The following is a 21,792-nucleotide window of genomic DNA, read 5'->3' on the forward strand; positions in this document are numbered from 1 at the left end:
GGCGTGCATGGCGCACGGGCTTTTGCTTTCTCTTTGCCCATCTGGCATCCATGCTGTTGGCGGTGCTTTCAAGGCATTGTGCGCTGTTTCGTTGTCGGAGGCATGGCTGTAAAGCCTCTCCTAAACGCCTATGTTGCGCCGGGCGCCACGCCTATTTACAGCCCATTCACCACGTTTTGTGGCTTGCCTGCGATAAAGGCCTTGGCGTTTTCTATGGCCGTGGCCATCAGTCGGCCTCTTGCCTCGGCCGTTGCCCATGCTATATGGGGCGTGATAAAGGCGTTGGGTTGTTTAAGCAGCGGGTTGTCGGCCTTTGGTGGCTCGCTACTCATCACGTCGCTACCATAACCAGCCAGCCTACCTTCGGCCAAAGCCTCGGCTACATCGGCCTCGTTCACCAGCGGTCCGCGACCCGTATTCACCAAAATGGCACCACGTTTCATCTTCGTCAGCGATTGACGGTTAATCATTTCGCGCGTGTTCTCGGTGAGCGGACAGTGCAACGACAGCACGTCGCTTTGCATCAGCAACTCTTCGAGATTGGCTTTCTCCACGCCTTCGGGCAGTTCTTCGGCCCTTTTGCTCGTAAAAGCGATAACCCGCATGCCGAAGTTAAGGGCGATGCGCGCCACCTTTTGTCCGATATGGCCAAGGCCAACGATGCCGAATGTCTTGCCGGCCAGTTCGCTAAGGGGTGTGTCCCAATAGCAGAAGTCGGCCGCCTCGCTCCATTGTCCCTTGCGGTTTTGGTCGGCGTAGTGTTCAATGCGGTTGGTGATGTTCAGCACATGTGCAAACGTCATCTGTGCAACGCTGTCGGTGCTGTATGCAGGAACGTTGGCCACCACGATGCCGCGAGCGCGCGTTTCGTCAACATCGATGATGTTATATCCCGTGGCCAAGATGCCGATGTATTTCAGCTGGGGTAGTTGTGCAAGCGTTTCGCCCTTCAATACCACCTTGTTTGTTAGCACCATGTCGGCGTCTTTGGCTCGTGCAATCACTTCGTCGCGCGATGTTCGGTCGTATATTTCAACCTCTCCAAAGCTATTAAGCTCCTTCCACGAGTAGTCGCCGGGGTTGGCGGTGTAGCCATCTAGTATAACGATTTTCATGTTTTAAAGTATATTTATGGGTGTATGGGTTGTTATTTAGTTGACAAGTTGACAAGAGCGGTGCAGTTGACAAGAGCATTGCACAGTTGACAAGTTTACCTGTTTACGAGTTGACAAGGTCGTTTTGCAGTCGACAAGAGCGTTTGTCTGCTTGTGCATCAGCCCTTGGCTCAACGACACCGCCTATTGGTTGCATGCTCATTTTTTCTTGTCGCCCCACAGCTGCACTATCCGTTGGTATAGTTTCTCTTCGGCAGGCGAATGCTGTGCAAACCAAAAGCGCGCGTCTTGAAGTTCGTCGGGTAAGTATTGCTGTTGGGCAAAATGCCCTTCGTAGTCGTGCGCATATTTGTAGCCGCCGCCATATCCCAACTGTTTCATCAGCCTGGTTGGCGCATTTCTTAGGTGCAACGGCACGGGGAGATTGCCCGTTGAACGTGCCGTTTCTAGTGCGGCATTGATACCTTGATAGGCCGAATTGCTCTTTGCGCTCGTGGCTAGGTACACTGCGGCCTCGGCTAAGGGAATTCTTCCCTCTGGCCAACCAATCTTCATCACGGCATCGAAGGCCGCATTGGCAATGAGTAAGGCGTTGGGATTGGCCAAACCGATGTCTTCTGCCGCACTGATAACCAGTCGGCGCGCAATAAACTGCGGGTCTTCGCCGCCTTCAATCATCCTCGCCATCCAGTAAAGAGCCGCATCCGGGTCGCTGCCGCGTATGCTTTTGATGAAAGCCGACACAATGTCGTAGTGCATTTCGCCGTCCTTGTCGTAGGCCAAGGGGTTTTGTTGTAGGCATTTCACCACCGTTTCATCGTCTATCAGCACAGGGCTTGCGTTGGCAGGCGAGGCCTCAACCACCAATTCGAGAATGTTTAGCAGCTTGCGCGCGTCGCCTCCGCTGTATCTTATCAGGGCTGTGCTCTCTTTTACCTCGATGTTTCGTTGTTGTAAAACCACGTCGGTGTGCAGTGCGCGTTGTATCAGTTCTTCAAGGTCTTCCTTGCTAAGGCTTTGCAGCACATATAGCTGGCAACGCGAAAGCAATGGGCGAATAACCTCGAACGATGGGTTTTCGGTGGTGGCTCCGATAAGTGTAACGATGCCTTTTTCTACTGCTCCCAGCAGCGAGTCTTGCTGCGATTTGCTGAAGCGGTGTATCTCGTCGATGAAGAGGATGGGCGAATGCGACCCGAAAAAGCGGCCGCCTTTGGCCTTTTCTATCACCTCGCGCACATCCTTAACGCCACTTGTCACCGCGCTTAGCGTGTAGAAGGGCGTTTCTAGTTTCTTTGCAACGATTTGTGCGAGCGTGGTTTTGCCTACCCCAGGTGGCCCCCAGAGTATGAAAGAGGGTATGCGACCGCCCTCAATCATGTTGCGCAGCACGGCGTTTGGCCCTACTAAATGTTTCTGCCCTACGTAATCGTCGAGCGAGCGTGGGCGCATTCTTTCGGCTAATGGTTCACTCATTGCTGCAAAGTTAGCGAAAACGTACTACTCCACAAAATAAATGGGAGGCAGATTAGGGCCATGTAAGGTGGCCTGTGGATGAAAATGGGAGATTTTTTGCACCCAAACCCACTTCGTTTGGATATTAAAGAGTGTGCGTTAAGCGCGTGGCTGGTTCTGATAACTTGTGCGTTGACAAAGCATTATGTGTTGTTGGCAGCCTGGTTGTTGGCGCGATGCAATGCAATAAGAAACGCCTGCATCATGCAACTGGAATTAAATATGTTAAATTTGGTTTTTAATTTTTACAAAACTACTCCTCCGCGGTGAGGCGTTTTAGAGAAAATAGGGGGCTAAAAGCATAGTAAATGCCGCGGTTTTTCATCTTTTCTGTTTTCTTTTTCTTCGTTTTAGGGTTGGCTAACCTGCGTTTTGCACCATTTTGCCTTTCTAGTTTGCTTGCCAACTCATTATTTTTTAAGCCCAATTACGCACTTTTAGCCCCTAAAACCCCACTTTTTAACGGCTATTTTGCCCTTTTCGGCCATGTTTTTATGGCTCTAAAAGGTTTTGTTTATACCATTGCAGCGTATATTTATGCTTAATCGGCTTGCATTTAGCGGCATTTTGCCTTGCGTTTAGCACCAAAACGCACTGCATTTAGCGGCAAAACGCCTTGCGTTTAGCACCAAAACGCACTGCATTTAGCACCAAAATGCACTGCGTTTTGTACCATATTGCACTACATTTAGCAGCAAACAGTCCAAAATGTGGTGCAAATCGCGGCTTGATGAAATAAATATTCATTTTGTCTGCATGTACAACTAACCCCATTTTGCATCGAAACAAACCTTCGCGAGAATCGATTATTTGCAGCAAGGTGGGCGATTGGTGAGCAAAAGAGGCACTCATAATGTTAAAGTTTGTGCTAAAAACTTTACATTATGGGCTGGATTGCGGTAGATATGGTTCGCGATATGGATAAACTATGCGAAAAAACGACTTGTATTTAAGAGCTGATACAAGGGGCAATGCTCGTATGGAGGATGCGGACAGCAAAGGAAGTGGGGTGTTACGGACGGGGAAAGGGTCTGAAATTACGTGGCGGCATGATTGTTGGCGAGTTGCTGCGGCGCCCGAAAACGGCACGTTCAAGAACGTCGCGTACTAATTCGCCCACTGGAAATTCTAAGGTGAACTTCTTTGAAAAATGATATTTTGGCGTGACAATAGGCGAAACAATCCATTCGCCGCGATAGGGGTCGTAACGCCGTTGCACACCAAGGTCTATGCCCCAACGGCCATTGTCGAGGGTGAAATAAGCGCCGTAGGCCGAACTGTTGATGTAAGGGAATGCGGCCATAGATAGGTAAGGCTGCACGCTGTAATAGCTGCCGAAGGCTGTTGCGCTGACATACGGGCTGAAACGATAGGTTAGCGAGCCGCCAATGCCGAATTGTGTGGCCGTGTTGAACGTGCGATAGCGGTCGGCCGAGGCGAAAGCCGAGAACGACAGCTTGTCCCAAGTGCGACTAACGCCCACCAGCGCGCCTTGCCTTACCAGCATGGCAGGAAAAGTTTCGCGGTAGCTCTGCCCATAAAAGTTTAGGCCTTTCCATTCGCCTAGTTGGCCACCGCGGTTGTAGTTGGTGGCGGGTGTGGTAGATAGGCTTGTTGCCTGCGTGGGCATGGGCTGCATCAGGCGCAGGTTCAGGTTGTCGTTAGCATTCCAAAAGTGGTGAGCAGCGGCAATGGAGTCGGCTATCGAGAGCGGTTTCTCTTGCACGTCGGGCGTGGCGATGGGTGCCGTTGCAGTACTTAGCGTGGGGTTTGGCTCTGCCAGTCGGGGTTTGGGCAACGGCCGTTCGGTGGTTTGCACCGTTTTTCGGTGCTTCTTTTGTTCTTGTGCCAGGGCGTTTGTGCAACATAACAAAACACAAACCAATAAGCAAGCGTGTTTCATGTTGTCGGCGTTTGATTATCCCTTGTGCGCGTGGCGTTAGGGGAGAGGGGGTTATGTGGATATACCAATTGCGAAATTACGATGTTTTTTCGAGAGCCGCAATAGATATTGGCGATTTAACATGGCGGTGGTATGATATTTGCCGCTTCTTTATTGGTGTGTAAGTGGTTGCGGCACGCCATTGCATGTGTGGCGTGATAGAACCCACCTTATATAATAGGTGTGGCCATGTACCGACTCGCGGCCGTGCGCGCACCACCAAAAATGGGCATTGAAAAATACCCTTAATATTTTTGGAGTAGACAATTTTTTATTAACTTTGTTGTTCAAACAAGCGGAATGGGTGGCCAAACGTCACTGAACCGCAATCATCAAGAAAGGACATTAGTACGAATATGAACGATTTTAGAAAGTATGCCACAGGTCATCTCGGCATGAACGGGATGGTGGTAGACGACGTGATGAAGGCCCAAGCGGCTTACCTCAATCCCTATATCTTGGAAGAACGCCAACTGAACGTTACGCAGATGGACGTGTTTTCGCGACTGATGATGGACCGCATCATCTTCCTCGGCACCGAAATTAACGACTATACGGCCAACACGCTGCAAGCGCAATTGCTGTATCTCGACTCTGCCGACGCGGGAAAAGACATTTCTATCTACATTAACAGCCCCGGCGGAAGTGTTACGGCAGGGCTAGGCATCTACGATACGATGCAATTTATATCTAGCGATGTGGCTACGATATGCACGGGTATGGCCGCATCGATGGCCGCCGTGTTGCTCGTTTCGGGCCAAGAGGGTAAGCGTTCGGCGCTGCCGCATAGCCGGGTGATGATTCATCAGCCGTTGGGCGGCGTGCAAGGACAGGCCTCAGACATCGAAATCGAGGCAAAAGAAATACTGAAATTTAAGAAAGAACTCTACACCATCATATCTAACCACTCGCATACACCCTTTGAGAAGGTATGGAACGACTCTGACCGTAACTACTGGATGAACGCCGAAGAGGCTAAGGAGTATGGAATGATCGACTCGGTGCTGGTGAAGAAGTGACATTAAAAACGGCTCTTTGCGCGTGGGTGTGCTTATGCCGCCCACGCCAACAGCCCTTTCGCCTTTACTCGGCACACGTTGTTGGGGCCGACCTGCCTTTATGCTGATGGCGAAGGCAAGGCGGCGAGGGGATGAAGAAGGTCCGTTAACTAACGAAAATAATAGATGTCAAAGAATGTATGCAGCTTCTGTGGAAGAAGCGAAAAAGACGTAAACTATCTCATTGCAGGACTAAACGGGTATATCTGCGACAGCTGCGCACAGCAGGCCTACGAAATTACGCAGTCGGCCAATGCCTCGAAAGCCCAGTCTGCTAAGGGAAAGAAAGTCGATGCACTGAAAAATGTGCCCAAGCCGATGGATATCAAGGCTTACCTAGACCAATACATCATTGGGCAAGACGAGGCCAAACGTTATCTTTCGGTGTCGGTTTACAACCATTATAAGCGTTTGGAACAGCCCATTGGCGACGATGGTGTGGAGATTGAGAAAAGCAACATCATCATGGTGGGTAGCACAGGAACGGGGAAAACCCTGATGGCGCGAACCATTGCCAAACTGCTCGACGTGCCGTTCACTATCGTAGATGCAACGGTGTTTACCGAGGCAGGATATGTGGGCGAGGATGTTGAGAGCATACTTAGCCGACTGTTGCAGGTGGCCGATTATAATGTGGCGGCCGCCGAACGCGGCATCGTCTTCGTAGACGAGATTGACAAGATTGCCCGAAAGAGCGATAACCCAAGCATTACACGCGACGTAAGCGGCGAAGGCGTGCAGCAAGGACTGCTGAAACTGCTGGAAGGAACCACGGTTAACGTTCCGCCAAAGGGTGGACGTAAGCATCCCGACCAAGATTACATTCACGTAGACACGCGAAACATCTTGTTTATATGCGGGGGAGCATTCGACGGCATCGAAAGGAAGATTGCACAGCGGCTTAATACGCACGTGGTGGGCTACAACTCGGTGCAGAACGTGCGCAAGATAGACAAGGGCGACTTGATGAAATACATTCTGCCGCAAGACTTGAAGTCGTTTGGACTGATACCCGAAATCATTGGTCGTCTGCCCGTGCTTACCTATCTCAACCCATTAGACCGCGAGGCCTTGCGCCGAATCTTGGTTGAACCGAAGAACTCCATCATCAAACAGTACGAAAAGCTGTTTAAGATGGACGGCATCAAACTGAGTTTCGCCACCGAAACGCTAGACTACATCGTGGATAAGGCTGTGGAGTACAAACTGGGCGCACGCGGATTGCGCTCTATTGTAGAGGCCGTGATGATGGATGCCATGTTCGAAGTGCCGTCGAAGAAGGTGAAACAATTCGATGTTACTTTGCAATATGCCAGAGAACAACTAGACAAGTCGGGCTTGCAAGAGCAGGCCAGCTGAACGATAGAACCGTGAACAGGCGGTGTTGAAGGGGGTGCCGGGCAAGATAAGCCAGGAAACTTGTAAGCCGACAAGCAGGGCCGAACAAGCAAAACAGCCTGGAAAAGCAAGGCAAAACCAGCCCCTGGCCAATCTTGCTTAACCCACACTGCCGCCTGTATCACACTCGTTTTCCACCGCGAAAGCCAATAATCTCACATCTGTGAAACCTAAACCATTTATGACTAAGGACGTTAATCTTACAGAACCGCTAAAACAATACTTTGGTTTCGACTCGTTTAAAGGAGACCAAGAGGCTATTATCCGCAATTTGCTTGCGGGTAACGACACCTTTGTGCTGATGCCGACAGGTGGCGGAAAAAGCCTGTGCTACCAGCTGCCGTCGCTCTTGATGGAAGGAACGGCCATCGTTATCTCGCCACTCATCGCCTTGATGAAGAACCAAGTGGACGTGATGAACGGCATGAGCGAAGACGGTTGCGTGGCCCATTACCTCAACTCGTCGCTTAACAAGGCCGCCATTCAGCAGGTTATGCACGACATTAAGCGCGGCGCAACGAAACTTTTGTACGTTGCACCCGAATCGTTGGGTAAGGATGAGAACGTGGAGTTTCTGCAATCCATCAAGGTTTCGTTCTATGCCGTAGACGAGGCGCACTGTATTTCGGAGTGGGGACACGACTTCCGCCCCGAATACCGCAACATCAGGCCCACCATCTTGCGTATCGGGCATGCACCTGTGATAGCCCTTACGGCCACGGCCACCGACAAAGTGCGTTCGGACATTAAGAAAAATCTGGGCATTTGCGATGCAAAAGAGTTTAAAAGCTCGTTTAACCGCCCCAACCTCTACTACGAAGTGCGCCCCAAAACGCAAGAGGTGGAGCGCAACATCATCATGTTCATTAGGCAGCATGCAGGCAAAAGCGGCATCATTTATTGCCTTTCGCGCAAAAAGGTGGAAGAACTTTCGGCCATATTGAAGGCCAATAACATTAAGGCCGAACCTTATCACGCTGGTTTGGACAGCGCAACACGTTCGCAAACGCAAGACGACTTCTTGATGGAACGCATTGACGTGATTGTGGCTACCATCGCTTTCGGCATGGGGATAGACAAACCCGACGTGCGTTTTGTTATCCATTACGACATCCCCAAAAGCTTGGAAGGCTATTATCAAGAGACAGGACGTGCCGGACGCGACGGCGGCGAGGGGCTTTGCATAACTTTCTATTCAAACAAAGACCTGCAAAAGCTGGAGAAATTTATGGAAAGCAAGCCCGTGGCTGAACAAGACATCGGTAGGCAGTTGCTGCTAGAAACGGCCGCCTATGCGGAATCGTCGGTGTGTCGGCGCAAAATGTTGCTCCACTATTTTGGAGAGGACTATACGGAAGACAATTGTCATAACTGCGACAATTGCTTGCACCCCAAAACCAAACGCGAGGCAAAGGAGGCGTTGCTCATCGTGTTGAAGGCTGTTCTGGCCATCAAGGAAAATTTCAGAAGTGACTATGTTGTGGACTTTGTTAAGGGTAGGGCGACCGACGACCTTGTGTCGCATAAGCACAACGAGCTAGACGACTTCGGCGCAGGAGAAGACGAAGACGACAAGGTTTGGAACCCCGTGATACACCAAGCGCTTATCGCGGGATACCTGAAAAAGGACGTGGAGAACTATGGCTTGCTGAAAGTTACTGCCGCAGGGCGCCGTTTCATCAAGCATCCGCAGTCGTTTATGATAGTGGAAGACAAGGATTTTGACGACGATTTCGTGGAAGAGTCGCGCGACGGCTGTGGCTCTACCCTCGACCCCGACCTGTATGTCATGCTCAAGCAGCTGCGTAAAGACATGGCCGAACGGCTTAACGTGCCGCCTTACGTCATTTTCCAAGACGTGTCTGTGGAGCAGATGGCGGTGACATATCCCATTACGCTCGAAGAATTGCAGAACATCCCCGGCGTGGGCGTGGGCAAGGCCAAACGCTACGGAGAGGCTTTCTGCCAACTGATAAAGAAACATTGCGAAGACAATCAAATAGAGAGACCTGAAGAATTAAGAGTAAGAACCGTAGCCAAGAAATCTATGAACAAGGTAAAAATCATACAAAGCATCGACAGACAAATTGCGCTGGACGACATAGCCATAGCCCTTAACCTGGGGTTTGACGACCTACTGAGCGAGATTGAAACCATCGTTAACAGCGGAACGAAACTGAATATCGACTATTTCCTCGACGAGGTGATGGACGAAGACCGCGTGGACGACATCTACGACTATTTTAGAACGAGCGAAACAGACGACCTGGATGTGGCTATTGAGGAACTGGGCGGCGACTATACCGAGGAGGACATAAGGCTGGTACGCATCAAGTTCCTTTCGGAAATGGCGAATTAAATTTTCGCCTTTATCGCACAGCGCATAATGGACGTGGCCTAATGGCATGGCCAAGGCCAGTGAAACTGCGTTTTTAAGCACACACATGGCTAGTTGTTTTTATGCCTAACAAAACATAAACAGGCACAAGGATATGCTAAGGAGCATGCCTTGTGCCTGTTTGGGTTAGTGGGGATGTGCATCGTTTTCGCCCTTTTCCTCCCTGTTTTTTGCCCAATAAGGGCTTTGGTTAGTGGGGGAATGCGCATCGTTTCCGCGTTTTCCTTCATCGCAACATAGGTTGTTTAGTCTGCATATCCATGTTGCGATGAAAGGCCGTTGACCTTAATCTTTAGACGTTTATATATAGGAAAGGTGTGGAAACCGATAGAGGAGAGGTGAAAGGAACACCAATAGCCAGGTTGTGGAATTGGGCATGACGACCGTTTCTTATGCCCTAACGGGTGCAAGAGCAGCTGTCTTTTTTGCTCCATTTGCCGTGTTTATATGAACAAATGATGCAAATATAACCTAAAAGCTTGTTTATATGTAAAATAAATCCTAAATTTGCGGGCGTAAATACGTGTTTTAAACTAACAAGGGTGTGTGCCAATACGCAGAAATCTACCGCACACCATATACTAGCCACATTGCTAACCCAGTGCCGACCGTTCTCCATGAAATGCCGACACGCAAACAACTAGCTATACAATAGCCATGAACAAGGCTTACCAGATGCGTTAGCGCAGCCTGTTGCCCATGTGAACATGGACTACAAGAATACCAATCTCAAAACAACTGATTATGAAAAAGAACCTAGTGCTAAGAGGCTTTGCCTTATGTTCACTTCTGCTTTTTCCCCTTTTCTGCGCATGGGCCGTTGTACCCATTGCTGATAAGGACGCGCAACGTGCGCCCCTTACACAAAAGGGCAACGACGGAAGGGTGGACGTGCGGGGCAATGTAGTGGCCGATGAAGACGGATTGCCCGTGATGGGAGCTACCGTAACGGCAACGGCCACAGGACAAAAGACCGTCACCGACGGCGATGGAAACTTCTTCTTGCCCAGCATTCCGCAGGGAAGTGAGTTGCGCGTAACCTATGTGGGCATGCACCCCCTAAGCGTTAAGGCCAAGGCTAGCCTTACGATAAGGCTCAAATCAGACGCCAAGATGCTCGACGAGTTTGTGGTAACGGGTATGTTCAACCGAAAAAAGGAGGGATTTACTGGCTCGGCCGTCACCATTAAGGGCGAAGACATCAAGCGTTACAGCACCACCAACATCGCCAAAGCCTTGTCGGCCATCGCCCCTGGCTTGCGTATCGCCGAGAATATCGTCAATGGGTCTAACCCCAACGGCTTGCCCGACATGCGTATGCGCGGCGGAGCAAACATGGATTTGGGAAGTTCTGCCGGTAGTAAGCTGTTGGCTGTGCAAGGCGAATACGAAACTTACGCCAACCAACCGCTGCTTATCATGGATGGATTTGAAATTAGCGTGCAGGCCTTGGCCGACCTCGACCCCGATCGCGTTGCATCTATCGTCATGCTTAAAGATGCCGCTGCCACGGCCATTTATGGCTCGCGAGCCGCCAATGGCGTTATCGTTATCGAGATGAAAACGCCAAAGCCTGGGCGGATATGGGTTACTTACGGCGGAGAACTGCGCATTGAAAATCCCGACCTAACGGGCTATAACCTAATGAACGCCCGCGAAAAGCTGGAAGCCGAACGCATTAGCGGCCTGTACACGATGGGCGGACCAACAGTGGATAAATGGAGATTGTACCAATCTAAGCTGCGCCAAGTGCTGTCGGGAGTGGACACTTATTGGCTAGACAAGCCATTGCAAACCTCCTTGCAGCAGCGGCACACCGTTACGTTAGAGGGTGGCGACGAGGCTTTGCGCTATCGTTTGTACGTGGGCTACAACCATTCGCCTGGTGTGATGAAGGGTAGTAAGCGCGATGTGCTAACGGGTGCGCTCGACTTTCAATACCGATTGCCGAATGTGTTGCTCAAAAATAGCATCGCAATAGATAATTCTACGGCCGACGAATCGCCTTGGGGAAGTTTCGATCAGTACACCCAACTCAACCCATACCTTAGACCTTATGGCGAAAATGGCGAGTTGCTGAAACGCCTAGACGACTTTTCGGGATTGGGCGGAGATACGGATTACCTCAATCCGATGTACAACACCACTTTCAACAGCAAAGACAGGAGTAAGAATTTTAGCGTACGCGAACTGTTTAAAGTGGAGTACACCCCCCTAAAAGACCTGCGCTTTGAGGCGGCCTTCTCGCTATCGAAGAGTGTGGGCAATCGAGATAAGTTCCGTCCTGCACAGCATACGGACTTTGATGGGCAAACCGATCCCACACTTCGGGGCGATTATCGCCGCAGCCAAAGCGAGTTGGTGAAGTGGGGCATCGACCTTACGGGTAGCTGGAACAAGCAACTGGACGACCATTATATAACGGCCAATGCCCGAATGAGCGTTCAAGAACATAGCAGAGAAACTTACGGCAACTATGTTACGGGTTTCCCCAACGACAATATGGACAACTTGCTTTTCGGAAAGAAGTATAACGAGAAGGTAGACGGCATTGAAACCACCAGCAGAAGTATTGGATGGGTAGTGGCCGGCGGCTATTCGTATAAGTATAAGTACTCGGTAGACTTCAACTTGAGACTCGATGGTTCGTCAGAGTTTGGCAAAGACAACCGTTGGGCGCCATTCTGGTCAACGGGTTTGCGCTGGGACGTGAAGAAAGAGTCGCTCTTGGCCAACTTGTCGTGGCTCTCCGACTTCGTGCTGCGTGCCACCTATGGCACAACGGGCTCGCAAGGTTTCAACCCTTACCAAGCTCACGGCTATTACACCTACGCCAACTTGCTTTTGCCCTACTACTCTTCGGATGCCACAGGCAGCGAAATACTGGCCATGCACAACGAAAAGTTGAAGTGGCAAACAACGCGCAACCTAAACTTTGGCTTAGAGCTCGGTGCGCTAGACCATCGGCTTACCGCACGTGTGGAATACTATCGTAAGGTTACCAGCAACATGATAACGATGGTTAGCCTTGCCCCATCGGTAGGCTTTGCCCAATATCCGGAGAACATCGGTAAGCTAGAAAACCGCGGTTGGGAACTAACGCTCTCGGCCATACCTTATCGCAACGTGGCACGACAGTCGTACTGGACCGTCACCCTTAACGGATCGCACAATGCAGACAAGCTGTTGGAAATATCAGAGGCCATGCGCCACATCAACGAAGTGAATGCCGGCAACCTGAAAAACGCTCCCTTGCCGCGCTACGAAGAGGGACAGTCGGTTAATCGCATTTGGGTGGTGCGCTCGTTGGGTATCGACCCCGCATCGGGCAACGAGATATTGCTGAAACGCAACGGCGAAATGACCAGTGCAGTGAACTGGGATGCCAAGGATGCAGTGCCTGTTGGCAACACCGAACCAACTTGGCAAGGCCACATCAACACCTCGTTCACCTACATGGGCTGGGGCATCGACGTGAGTATGCTGTATCGTTTCGGCGGACAAGTGTACAATCAAACCCTTATCGACAAGGTGGAGAACGCCAATCTTAAATATAATGCCGACCGCCGCGTAACGCAACTGCGATGGCTAAGGCCTGGCGACAGGGCCATGTTCCGCGAAATAAGCCCCCGCGGGTCGGAAACGAAGGCCACTTCGCGTTTTGTCATGGACGAGAACGTGCTGCAAGGCAGTTCGCTTTCGCTCCATTACCGCATGGACCGCAACAATACACCCTTCATTAAGAGGCTGGGGGTTAACTCGGCAAGGCTTGCTTTCAACATGGAAGACCTCTTCTACCTCTCTACCGTAAAGCGAGAAAGGGGTACAAGTTATCCTTTCTCACGCCAATTTATATTCTCGCTCAACGTCGGATTTTAACTTAAGTAGGACACAATGATGAAGAAAATACATATATTATTGCTGGTGGCGATGTTGGGACTTACCGCTTGTAACAACTGGTTAGACGTAGAACCCAAGACCTCCATACCCGCCGATAAGCAGTTTAGCTCGGAGTCGGGCTTTAAAGATGCCCTTACGGGCGTGTACATCAAGCTTGGTTCGGCCACGCTTTACGGCGCCGACCTGTCTTATGGCTATATAGACGAGTTGGGCGGACTGTACACGGGCTATCCCGGATACGAGACTTCGGCTGTTTTCGACCAGAGTTTCGTGTACGATTACGATAATAAGTTCAAGTCGAAAAAGAACGCCATATATGCCGAACTCTATAATGTTATCGCCAATGTGAACAACATTATCGGCTATACCGAGACGAAACGCAACGTGCTGGTAACGCCCCGCTATTACGAAACCATACGCGGCGAGGCCTTGGGTTTGCGTGCTTTCTTACATTTCGACCTGTTGCGCCTCTTCGGACCTATATATAAAGAGGAACCCAACGCAAAGGCCATACCTTATAGAACCACATACAACCGCGTGCCAACGCCCGTGTTAACTGCCCAAGCGGTGGTAGAGGCGGTGCTGAAAGACCTTCACGAGGCCGAGAACTTGCTCAAAACATCCGACCCGCTCGACTTTTTCACCGACCCAGACGCCGAGGAGTACAAGTTGAAGAACGGCTTTTTGGTAAACCGCGAGTTCCGAATGAACCTCTTTGCCGTTAAGGCCATGCTTGCTAGGGTGTACTGTTATAAGGGCGATGCCGAAAGCAAAGCCTTGGCCGTAAAGTATGCGCGCGAGGTGATTGATGCCAACCAGCATTTCAAACTCATTGATGCGCAGTCGGCCGCCAACTATAATTCCATCCGTTATAGCGAGCAAATCTTCGGCATTTCGATACACGAACTCGACAAGTTGCTTACGGCTAACCACATGGATGCCGAGGGTAAGCGCAGCGACATGCACTATACCACGAGCGAAGACAACTTCAACGAGTTCTACGAAACCGCTGGCGCAGGCGTAACCGATTGGCGCAAGCTGCCCGAAATGTTCGAACTTACGGGCAGTAGCGACGTTGTGGCCTTCTGCCGTAAGTACAATCAAAAGCCTTTGAAGGAGGCTTACGGCTATGTTGGGGCAAATGCCATACCGCTAATTCGCTTGCCCGAAATGTATTATATCGTGGCCGAGTGCGAACCCAATGCGCAGAAAAGTGCCGATGCACTTAACGCCGTGCGCTTTGCACGCGGCATATCGTTTACCGACGAGATACGAACCGAGCATTACGACGACCCTGAACCCATGCCGGGTGTTAGCAGAACGCAAACCAAGCGCATCAACGAAATCATGAAAGAGTATCGTAAGGAGTTCTTTGCCGAGGGCAAACTCTTCTTCTTCCTCAAAGCGCACAACTACGAAACATGGTTGGGATGTGCGGTGAAGAGCATGACCAAGGCGCAATACCAAATACCGCTGCCCGATGGAGAAACGATACATGGTAACAACAATTAAGCGTAAAAAGGTATGAAACACATCTTATATATACTCTCCGTGCTGTTTGTATCAGCCGCTTTTGTGGGGTGCAAGCAAAACGAAATAGAACTTTACGACCAGTCGCCACGCCTAAACTTTGAGTGGAGTCAACGTATTATAGAGTTTGTAGACACCGATTACATAAAGAAAACAGCGTTTAAAACCGATAGTTTTGAGGTACGCATACAAGGCGTACACCTCAATGCGCCACGCGATTTTTGCCTGAAAGTGCAGCCAGCAGAAGGATATGAGGCCGCACCCGAACTGGAATTGGCCGACAAGTACACCTATTCGGCCCTCGATACCGTTTGCCAAACCTATCGTTTACGCGTGAAACGCCCCGAACTGAAATGGGGAAACAAGGCCTTCGGCTGTTATGTGGCGTTCGATTTGGGCAACGCTGCCCATCAGTTCGACAAGGGACTGGTGGAGAAACACCAAATGTTGGTGAACGTGCGCTGGCGGTTGAGGCCCTATGATTGGGAAGAAGGAGATTGGGGAAAGTACAGCAATGGCAAGTACATCTTTATGATGGACGTGCTGGGCAAGGCCTATTCCAATATTTCTTACGACGATTATGAAACCGTTACCAAAGCCTACGAGGAATATGTGAAGGCCGGAAAGCCCGACATTCTGGACGATGACGGCAATGTCATATCGTTCTAGGCAAGGTACGTGTGTGGCTTTCGGGGATATAGTGGCAATACACTAGTTGTCTTTCTTCGAAATCCCCACAAGTTAGTTATTTTAAGACTGTGCCCAACGCTAATGCCCGTTTGGGGACGAATAAACGATAAGATAAACGACAATGAAACCAAAACTCACGAAAACAATTCTCGCATCTGTCTTGGCGTTCGCCTTGGCTGGATGCTACGAAGATAAGGGAAACTACGATTATCACGACGTGAATGGCGTTAACATAGAACTTGCCGAACAGCAAGTGCGCATGCCAAAGGTGGACGATGTGGAGGTTACGCTTACGCCAACCATCGTGCAAACGAAGGAAACTGGTGAAGAAAACCTCGACTTTCAATGGCTGATAACCAAAGAAGGAGCCAAGGCCATGTCGGATAAGATGACCGACTACACCCCATACGCCCAGGGAAAAGCCTGTAAAGTGACGGTGAAAAGCGGACAAACGGACAACATCGGGTTGCTGCTTGTTGTGACAGACAAGCTTAACGGCACGCAATGGTTTAAAACAACGCAGGTGAAAATAGTGAAACCATTCAACCCTTGTTGGTTTGTGTTGTACGAACAGGGTGGAAAGGCCCAGTTGGGAGCCGTTGAAGGCACGCCCGAAGGCCACTTTGTGTTTGCCGACGTCTACCAATCAGAACGCAACGAGCCTTTCCCGCTTAGCGGTAAGCCATTGGCCGTGGCTGCACGTAAGGTATATGGAAACAAAGAAGCTGCCAGTTTGTTCGGCTTTTGGGGCTTTACGGCCAATCCTGGTATGGTAATCGCCACCACAGAAGGCGTGGCTTTTGTTACGCCCAGTACGCTTGCCGTAAAGTATTCCACAGACAAAATACTCTTCGAGCCTACTGCCAAGGGTACGCCTATAAAGATAGAAAATTATAAGATGGACACCCACGGCGAGCTGTTTGTTAATAATAGCAAGGCCTATTTTGCCCACATGGATGGCGCGTGCGTGCCTTATTCGCTGAAAGAGGGCGACAAGTACCCCGCCATCTCGGCTTACGGGGCTGGCAATAACGCCTTGTACTTCTACGATTCGGGTGCCCATCGTTTCTTGAAACGTGGCTCTTTGGGTTTGCAAGACTTCTATGGTACACCCAAATCATCGGTTTCGTTACGCAAGGGTTACGGCTCGTGGACCGATAAGGGCGTAGAATTGAAACCCGTTGGGCAACGAGGCACATACGTAAATGTGTTCGATCCCGACAATGTACCTGCCGAATTGACCATTGTCGACATTGTGGCAGGCGGTGCTTTTGGCAATCAGCTATATGCTGTTGGCTATAATGATGCCGGCAAACAGTTAACCGTGTTCAAGTTCAGCTGTCGTAGCACGGAGCCATTTTGTGCAGCTAAATACACCGTAGACATGCCGGGCGAGGTGAATTTAAAGACCGCTAAGTTTACCGCAAGTTATGCTTATTCGGCCGATTTGCTCTTTATGGCTGCTGCAAATAAGGTGTATCGTATAGACTTAAAGCGCAATAAGGTGGTGGAAATATATGCTGCACCTGCCGATGCACAAGTGGTTTGCGCGAAGTTTAAGGACCGCGAAACGACAGAAACCCTAGGTACAACGTTGGGCGTGGCCTATAATCAGGGCGGTAAAGGTACGGTGGTTGAACTGAAACTCACGGCCGCCGGCGACTTGGCACGTACTTCTAACGCCAGTTTTGTTTATGGCAACGGCAGTCTGCCCTTTGGAAAAATAGTCGACATCGCATTTAATTACGAATAAAGGCCATGTATAGAAACGCCCGTCTGTTGGCTTCTCGTCATCGGCGAGCGTTTCTTGCGTATGCTTTCAACATCTGTCATCATGTATCGTAGATTGTGTTTGGTTGTCTTTTCTGCCTTATTGTCTTTTGTGGCTAAGGCGCAAACGGCCCCGCATTTCTTCGCAAACAATCCCCAAGCGTTGGTTTCTCATGGTCTGTTCACCACATATAAGGTGGGCGAGCGGCTTTATTGGGAAATTCCCGACACGCTGTTGGGGCGCGAATTTGTGGTGTCGCTCACCGTATTAACCGCCCCCAAGCCGGCAAAAATAACCAAGGAGGGACCCAAGTGGGGTTATGCTGGCGATATGATTGGTCCTGTTTTCTTCTGTATAGAGGAGCATGGCGACAAGTTATGGATTACGCATCCGCAGTACAAGCGCATGTTGGTAGACAGCACCTCGGTGTTTTCGCGCTTGGCGTTGCAAAGTGCCACCACCCGACTTTACGACCGTCTGCCCATCGTGCAACGCTCGCCCAACAGCCTTTTGGTTGAAGTGGGCGAGTGGTTTAAGGACTTTCCGCTATTCTCCCTGGGCATTGCGTACTACGATTTGCGACTGGGCGAAAAGCAAAAGCAGTTTGATAAGATTGAACGGATAGACGTAAAGCCCGACCGTTTCTTGTTTCAGATTTCGCGTAAGTACGAACGGAAGTCGCTGTTTAGTGATACGGAGTCTGACGATACAACCTCGCAAGCCGACTATTGGCGGACGGGCGTGTGCATTGCGCTGCTGCCTAAACAGCCAATAGAGCCTGTGGAGGCGCATCCTAGAGCCTTTTTTCGCATCAATCGCACATGTTACGATGCGAATCGAGCACCTCGTCGGCGCGCTTTCGTTAAGCGTTGGCGGTTGGAAGTGCCGCCTGCGTTGCGCCAACGCTACCTAAACGGCGAACTAGTTGAACCCGTACGCCCCATCGTGTTTTATGTAGACCGCCAAATGCCGCCGCAATATCGTGCTGCCGTAATGCAGGCCGTGCGCAATTGGCAGCCGGCATTTGAGCAGGCTGGCTTTAAAAACGCCATCGACGCACAGCTTGCACCAGCCGATTCGGCCAATTCCGACTTCTGCCCCTACGATATTGGCGTGCCGTTTATCTCTTGGAAAGAGTCAACTTTCCGCAATGCCTATGGCCCTACGCCGTGCGAACCGCGCGCTGGCGAGGTGGTGGGCTGCCATATAGGGGTGTTTAGCGGGGTGTTAGACCTGCTTAGACAATGGTATTTTGTGCAATGTGGAGCCAACGACCCTGTGGGACGACAGCCAAACTTGCCCGATTCGGTGATGAACGTGTTGCTTGAGTTGGTTCTTACGCACGAAGTGGGCCACACTTTGGGGCTAGAACACAACTTTTTGGGTTCGGCGCACTTCTCTATTGACAGTCTTCGCAATGACGCTTTCCTCACCCGCAACGGCATAACAACCTCGATAATGGACTATGTGCGGTGCAATTACGCCCTTCGGCCAACGGATAAGGCTAGCTTGCGCAACCGCATTGCACGGCTTGGCGTGTACGACCGCTGGGCGATTGAATGGGCTTACCGCCTTTTTCCTGGTAAGGATGCGGCCGAAAGAGCGGCTAACCGCGAACAGTGGGCGAAGAAATGTCTGGCCGATAGCTTGCTGGCTTTTCGCGACGGACTGGACGTTATGGCGCAAGCAGAAGACTTGGGAAACGACCATTTGGCCGTTAATGCACAAGGAATGGAGAACTTACGCCTGCTATGTGCCGACTCAACCATTTGGGTTTGGCGCGACAGCGTGGAGCGTTACAGCTTTCGCAACCGACAAGAAGGGCTTGTAGAACACTATTTCGACATGCTGCGGCAGGTAATGGCGCACTTTATTGGCCTGCGCCTCGCCGCTGCCGACTCGCTTATCTTCGTCGTCGAGCCGCCAGACGTGGCACATCGCACGCTGAACTTTGTGGAAAAGCATCTTTGGCACCCCCCTTATTGGCTCTTTAATGCCGAACGTGGCCGCATGTTGGGCATCAACATGAAAGACAAAAGGGATAAGTTTTGCGAGGAAGTTTTTGAGATATGGAAACAAGCGTTAATGGAAATAGATAGTTGGGACTGCTCTCAATCGCCGCGATTAACGTCTGTTGAAATGCTGCGGAGTGCCTATACAGCCTTGTTTGTGTCGCAAACAGGAACAACGAAAGGTAAAGAACTGTTGCAAGATTTTCGCGAGAAACATCTCAAACTGCTTTTGAACTTGAACGGGGAAGAGGCCACTTCCATCTCAGCCCCTTTGCTTGTAGAGGTTAATTGGCAGATGAGCAAAGTGTGTGTGCCCACGAATAAAAAACCGTTAAGGGGTAGGCGACAAGTCAGGCGGAAGTAAACGGGCGTGGTATGATGTCCACGCCTTGGTGCGTACCCTCATCAGCGGTGCTTTGATGAGCGTGCTTTCGCGCGCCTATATATAATAAGGAGTAGTGCAGGGCATCACACGATAGGATGTCTTTCTCCGTATAGGCTGGTTCTAAAAAAATATCTTTGTTGGCTTTATTGTTGCGTTGTTGTTAGCCTATTGTCGCGACACGGGGTGTCTGATAGGCCAACAACAACGCATAGTAGTGTAAATGCCCCAACCTGTTTGGTTTATGTTAGGGTTGGTTGTTTTGCATAATAGACACGGCTTGCGGCTTAGTTTGTTTCGAGAATGGCCAGCGTGCAGTCCCGAACAAAGGCAACAAGCGCATTCCCTTTGTCGGCAGCGTACAAGTTAAGCGGTGCTATTACGCCGCACCCTCTTGCCTTATCTCACCACAAATTTCTTTTTGCCGACAATGTACATGCCTTTCGGCAGACCCATTAAGGCATCCTCTTGTTGCACGTTGGCGCGTAGCAAGCGGCCGTCGATGGAATAAACGTTCACTCCATTTGTTTCAACTTGCGGCAGGTTACGGATGTCTGTCGTTGCGGTTGATACGTACAGCTGAATGGGTTCTTGTTTGTTCGACCCCATATAGCATGCAAAACGCGGTTGGCTGCTATTGTAGTTAATCATACGTACGGTGGCTTGCTTGTTGCTGATAACAGCATTTCCCTCGCTGTCTATGCTTATTTGCCATTGGGCACTGGCTGCCGTTGCATCGTTAGCATTGTTTAGTGAGTTCTTCGGACCCGTGTAAGCCAAGTACTTTTTCTCAGTGGCATCAAACCACGTATAGCTCCCAACCGTTCCGCCAAGTGTCAATGCGTGTGGCTTTCCATTTGTATTCACTTCTGTTGTGATGGCATTTCCGACAATCTCTACCCTAGCATACGCGCGGGCATTCTTGCTTGTTGCGCTCAAAGCCGCCTTAGCTGTCTCGTTAACGATAAGGTAATATTTGCCAGCTTGCAAGTCGCTAGTCGATGTAACCTTGTGGAACACCATTGCGCCTGCTGGTGGCGTGGTCTCGTTGCCTGGATTGTCGGGCTGTTTGGGTTCGTCTGGTTTGTTGGGTTCGTTAGGATTGTTGGGCTTGTTGTTTCCGTTAGGAGCCACATAGTTGGCATAGTCGAATGCCGTGCTCGTTTGCGTTCCCCACACGTATTGTTCTAGTCCGGGATAGTCCACATACGGGTTCCTGTTCATTTGCAACTTATATACGGCTTTGTTTCTATCCACTTCTTTTTGGCTAACAGGGTCTTTTCCCGACCAGCGAATGAACATATCCAAAGCCCATTTTGCCAGTCCAGGGTAACTGCTATTCCCATAAACGCCGCCGCTCCAAGTGCCAACCTTGTCTTCATAGCGCGTGGCCATATAGAAATAAGCCCTGGCTAAGTCGCCCTTAAATTCGTCGGCAGGTTCGAAAACGGTGCCGTTGTAGCCTGGTGTGGTGCTTTTCCCCAGCTTGCTAAACCCATTTTCCGACTTGTATTCCTCGCCGTTAGTTTCGCCTAGGGGAAAGCTGCCACGCCTGTTGTTGACATATCCATCTGAGGGGAACACGTGGTAGAGGTCGGCTTTCATTGGACTAGCTTTCTTGAACCAACTTTGCGGCGTGGTGTGTTCTCTGTTATACACGTCGCCCTCTTTCTTATAACTCCCCTGATGGCCTGTTTCGGGGTCGTATTTGGTTATGTTCGAGTAGATGTCCCAAATCGTACCGTCTGGTCGGACGTCGGTTGTTTGGTACGCTTTCCAAAGTGCATTGTAACCTATGTCTACCGCACCTGTAGAGATAATTTTGCTCAAGGCGGTTTTTAATGCCTCTCCCTTTTGTCCGTTGGCGTTTTGGTAATATGTTCCCGACCCGTTCGGACCTTGTGCCCATGCGCATGTGGCCATTGCAAGAGCCAAGAGAATGTGAGTAAATCTTTTTATTCCCATATCGTTTTTATTTGTTTATAGTTGGTGTTTTGCAAATGTAACGATTTTCTTTCAGATATGTAGCCATTGTCTTGCCTTTTCTTTCGGCTTTCTAAGTAGGTTTGTTTCCGTGAATT

Annotated in this window: 13 protein-coding genes; 9 read left to right on the forward strand and 4 right to left on the reverse strand. The window is 50.3% G+C overall.

Annotated features, from left to right (window positions below; genetic code table 11):
* Positions 1–155: 155 nt before the first annotated feature.
* Both HMPREF0670_RS12090 and HMPREF0670_RS12095 read right to left on the reverse strand, forming a co-directional pair.
* On the reverse strand, positions 156–1,115 hold the full coding sequence (locus HMPREF0670_RS12090; protein ID WP_009231440.1) for a D-2-hydroxyacid dehydrogenase: 960 nt from the start codon (positions 1,113–1,115) through the stop codon (positions 156–158).
* A gap of 198 nt (positions 1,116–1,313) precedes the next feature.
* Positions 1,314–2,591: a replication-associated recombination protein A gene (locus HMPREF0670_RS12095; RefSeq protein WP_009231441.1), complete on the reverse strand. Its 1,278-nt coding sequence runs from the start codon at positions 2,589–2,591 to the stop codon at positions 1,314–1,316.
* Positions 2,592–2,938: 347 nt separating this feature from the next.
* On the opposite strand from HMPREF0670_RS12095, the gene HMPREF0670_RS12100 reads away from it, so the two are divergent.
* On the forward strand, positions 2,939–3,175 hold the full coding sequence (locus tag HMPREF0670_RS12100; RefSeq protein WP_044078249.1) for a hypothetical protein: 237 nt from the start codon (positions 2,939–2,941) through the stop codon (positions 3,173–3,175).
* Positions 3,176–3,642: 467 nt separating this feature from the next.
* Here the strand turns inward: HMPREF0670_RS12100 and HMPREF0670_RS12110 are convergent, their stop codons facing one another.
* Positions 3,643–4,449, reverse strand: coding sequence for a hypothetical protein (locus tag HMPREF0670_RS12110; RefSeq protein ID WP_232213920.1), 807 nt, complete (start codon positions 4,447–4,449; stop codon positions 3,643–3,645).
* Positions 4,450–4,928: 479 nt separating this feature from the next.
* Here HMPREF0670_RS12110 and clpP point away from each other — a divergent pair, with 479 nt between their 5' ends.
* From clpP to HMPREF0670_RS12150, 8 genes are all read left to right on the forward strand, one after another.
* On the forward strand, positions 4,929–5,591 hold the full coding sequence (gene clpP, locus HMPREF0670_RS12115; protein ID WP_009231443.1) for an ATP-dependent Clp endopeptidase proteolytic subunit ClpP: 663 nt from the start codon (positions 4,929–4,931) through the stop codon (positions 5,589–5,591).
* Positions 5,592–5,756: 165 nt separating this feature from the next.
* A complete protein-coding gene (gene clpX / locus HMPREF0670_RS12120; protein WP_009231444.1) occupies positions 5,757–6,989 on the forward strand; it encodes an ATP-dependent Clp protease ATP-binding subunit ClpX in 1,233 nt (410 codons plus the stop codon).
* A gap of 220 nt (positions 6,990–7,209) precedes the next feature.
* Positions 7,210–9,387 carry a DNA helicase RecQ gene (gene recQ / locus HMPREF0670_RS12125; protein ID WP_009231446.1) on the forward strand — a complete coding sequence of 726 codons (2,178 nt, stop codon included), beginning with the start codon at positions 7,210–7,212 and terminating at the stop codon, positions 9,385–9,387.
* A gap of 783 nt (positions 9,388–10,170) precedes the next feature.
* Complete coding sequence (locus HMPREF0670_RS12130; RefSeq protein WP_009231447.1) at positions 10,171–13,305, forward strand: SusC/RagA family TonB-linked outer membrane protein; 3,135 nt, start codon at positions 10,171–10,173, stop codon at positions 13,303–13,305.
* A gap of 15 nt (positions 13,306–13,320) precedes the next feature.
* The gene (locus tag HMPREF0670_RS12135; protein ID WP_044078252.1) at positions 13,321–14,838 is read left to right on the forward strand and encodes a RagB/SusD family nutrient uptake outer membrane protein; all 1,518 of its coding nucleotides are present in this window, start codon (positions 13,321–13,323) and stop codon (positions 14,836–14,838) included.
* 12 nt (positions 14,839–14,850) lie between these two features.
* A complete protein-coding gene (locus HMPREF0670_RS12140) occupies positions 14,851–15,525 on the forward strand; it encodes a DUF4843 domain-containing protein (protein ID WP_009231449.1) in 675 nt (224 codons plus the stop codon).
* 142 nt (positions 15,526–15,667) lie between these two features.
* Positions 15,668–17,299 (forward strand): PKD-like family lipoprotein, encoded by a 1,632-nt coding sequence (locus HMPREF0670_RS12145; RefSeq protein ID WP_009231450.1) that lies wholly within the window; start codon positions 15,668–15,670, stop codon positions 17,297–17,299.
* 81 nt (positions 17,300–17,380) lie between these two features.
* Positions 17,381–19,693: a zinc-dependent metalloprotease gene (locus HMPREF0670_RS12150; RefSeq protein WP_052296886.1), complete on the forward strand. Its 2,313-nt coding sequence runs from the start codon at positions 17,381–17,383 to the stop codon at positions 19,691–19,693.
* 417 nt (positions 19,694–20,110) lie between these two features.
* On the opposite strand, the gene HMPREF0670_RS12155 is transcribed toward HMPREF0670_RS12150, so the two are convergent.
* Positions 20,111–21,676, reverse strand: a complete 1,566-nt coding sequence (locus HMPREF0670_RS12155) for an endonuclease (RefSeq protein WP_009231452.1) — start codon at positions 21,674–21,676, stop codon at positions 20,111–20,113.
* Positions 21,677–21,792 lie beyond the last annotated feature (116 nt).

The organism is Prevotella sp. oral taxon 317 str. F0108, assembly GCF_000162415.1.
Classification (GTDB): domain Bacteria; phylum Bacteroidota; class Bacteroidia; order Bacteroidales; family Bacteroidaceae; genus Prevotella; species Prevotella conceptionensis.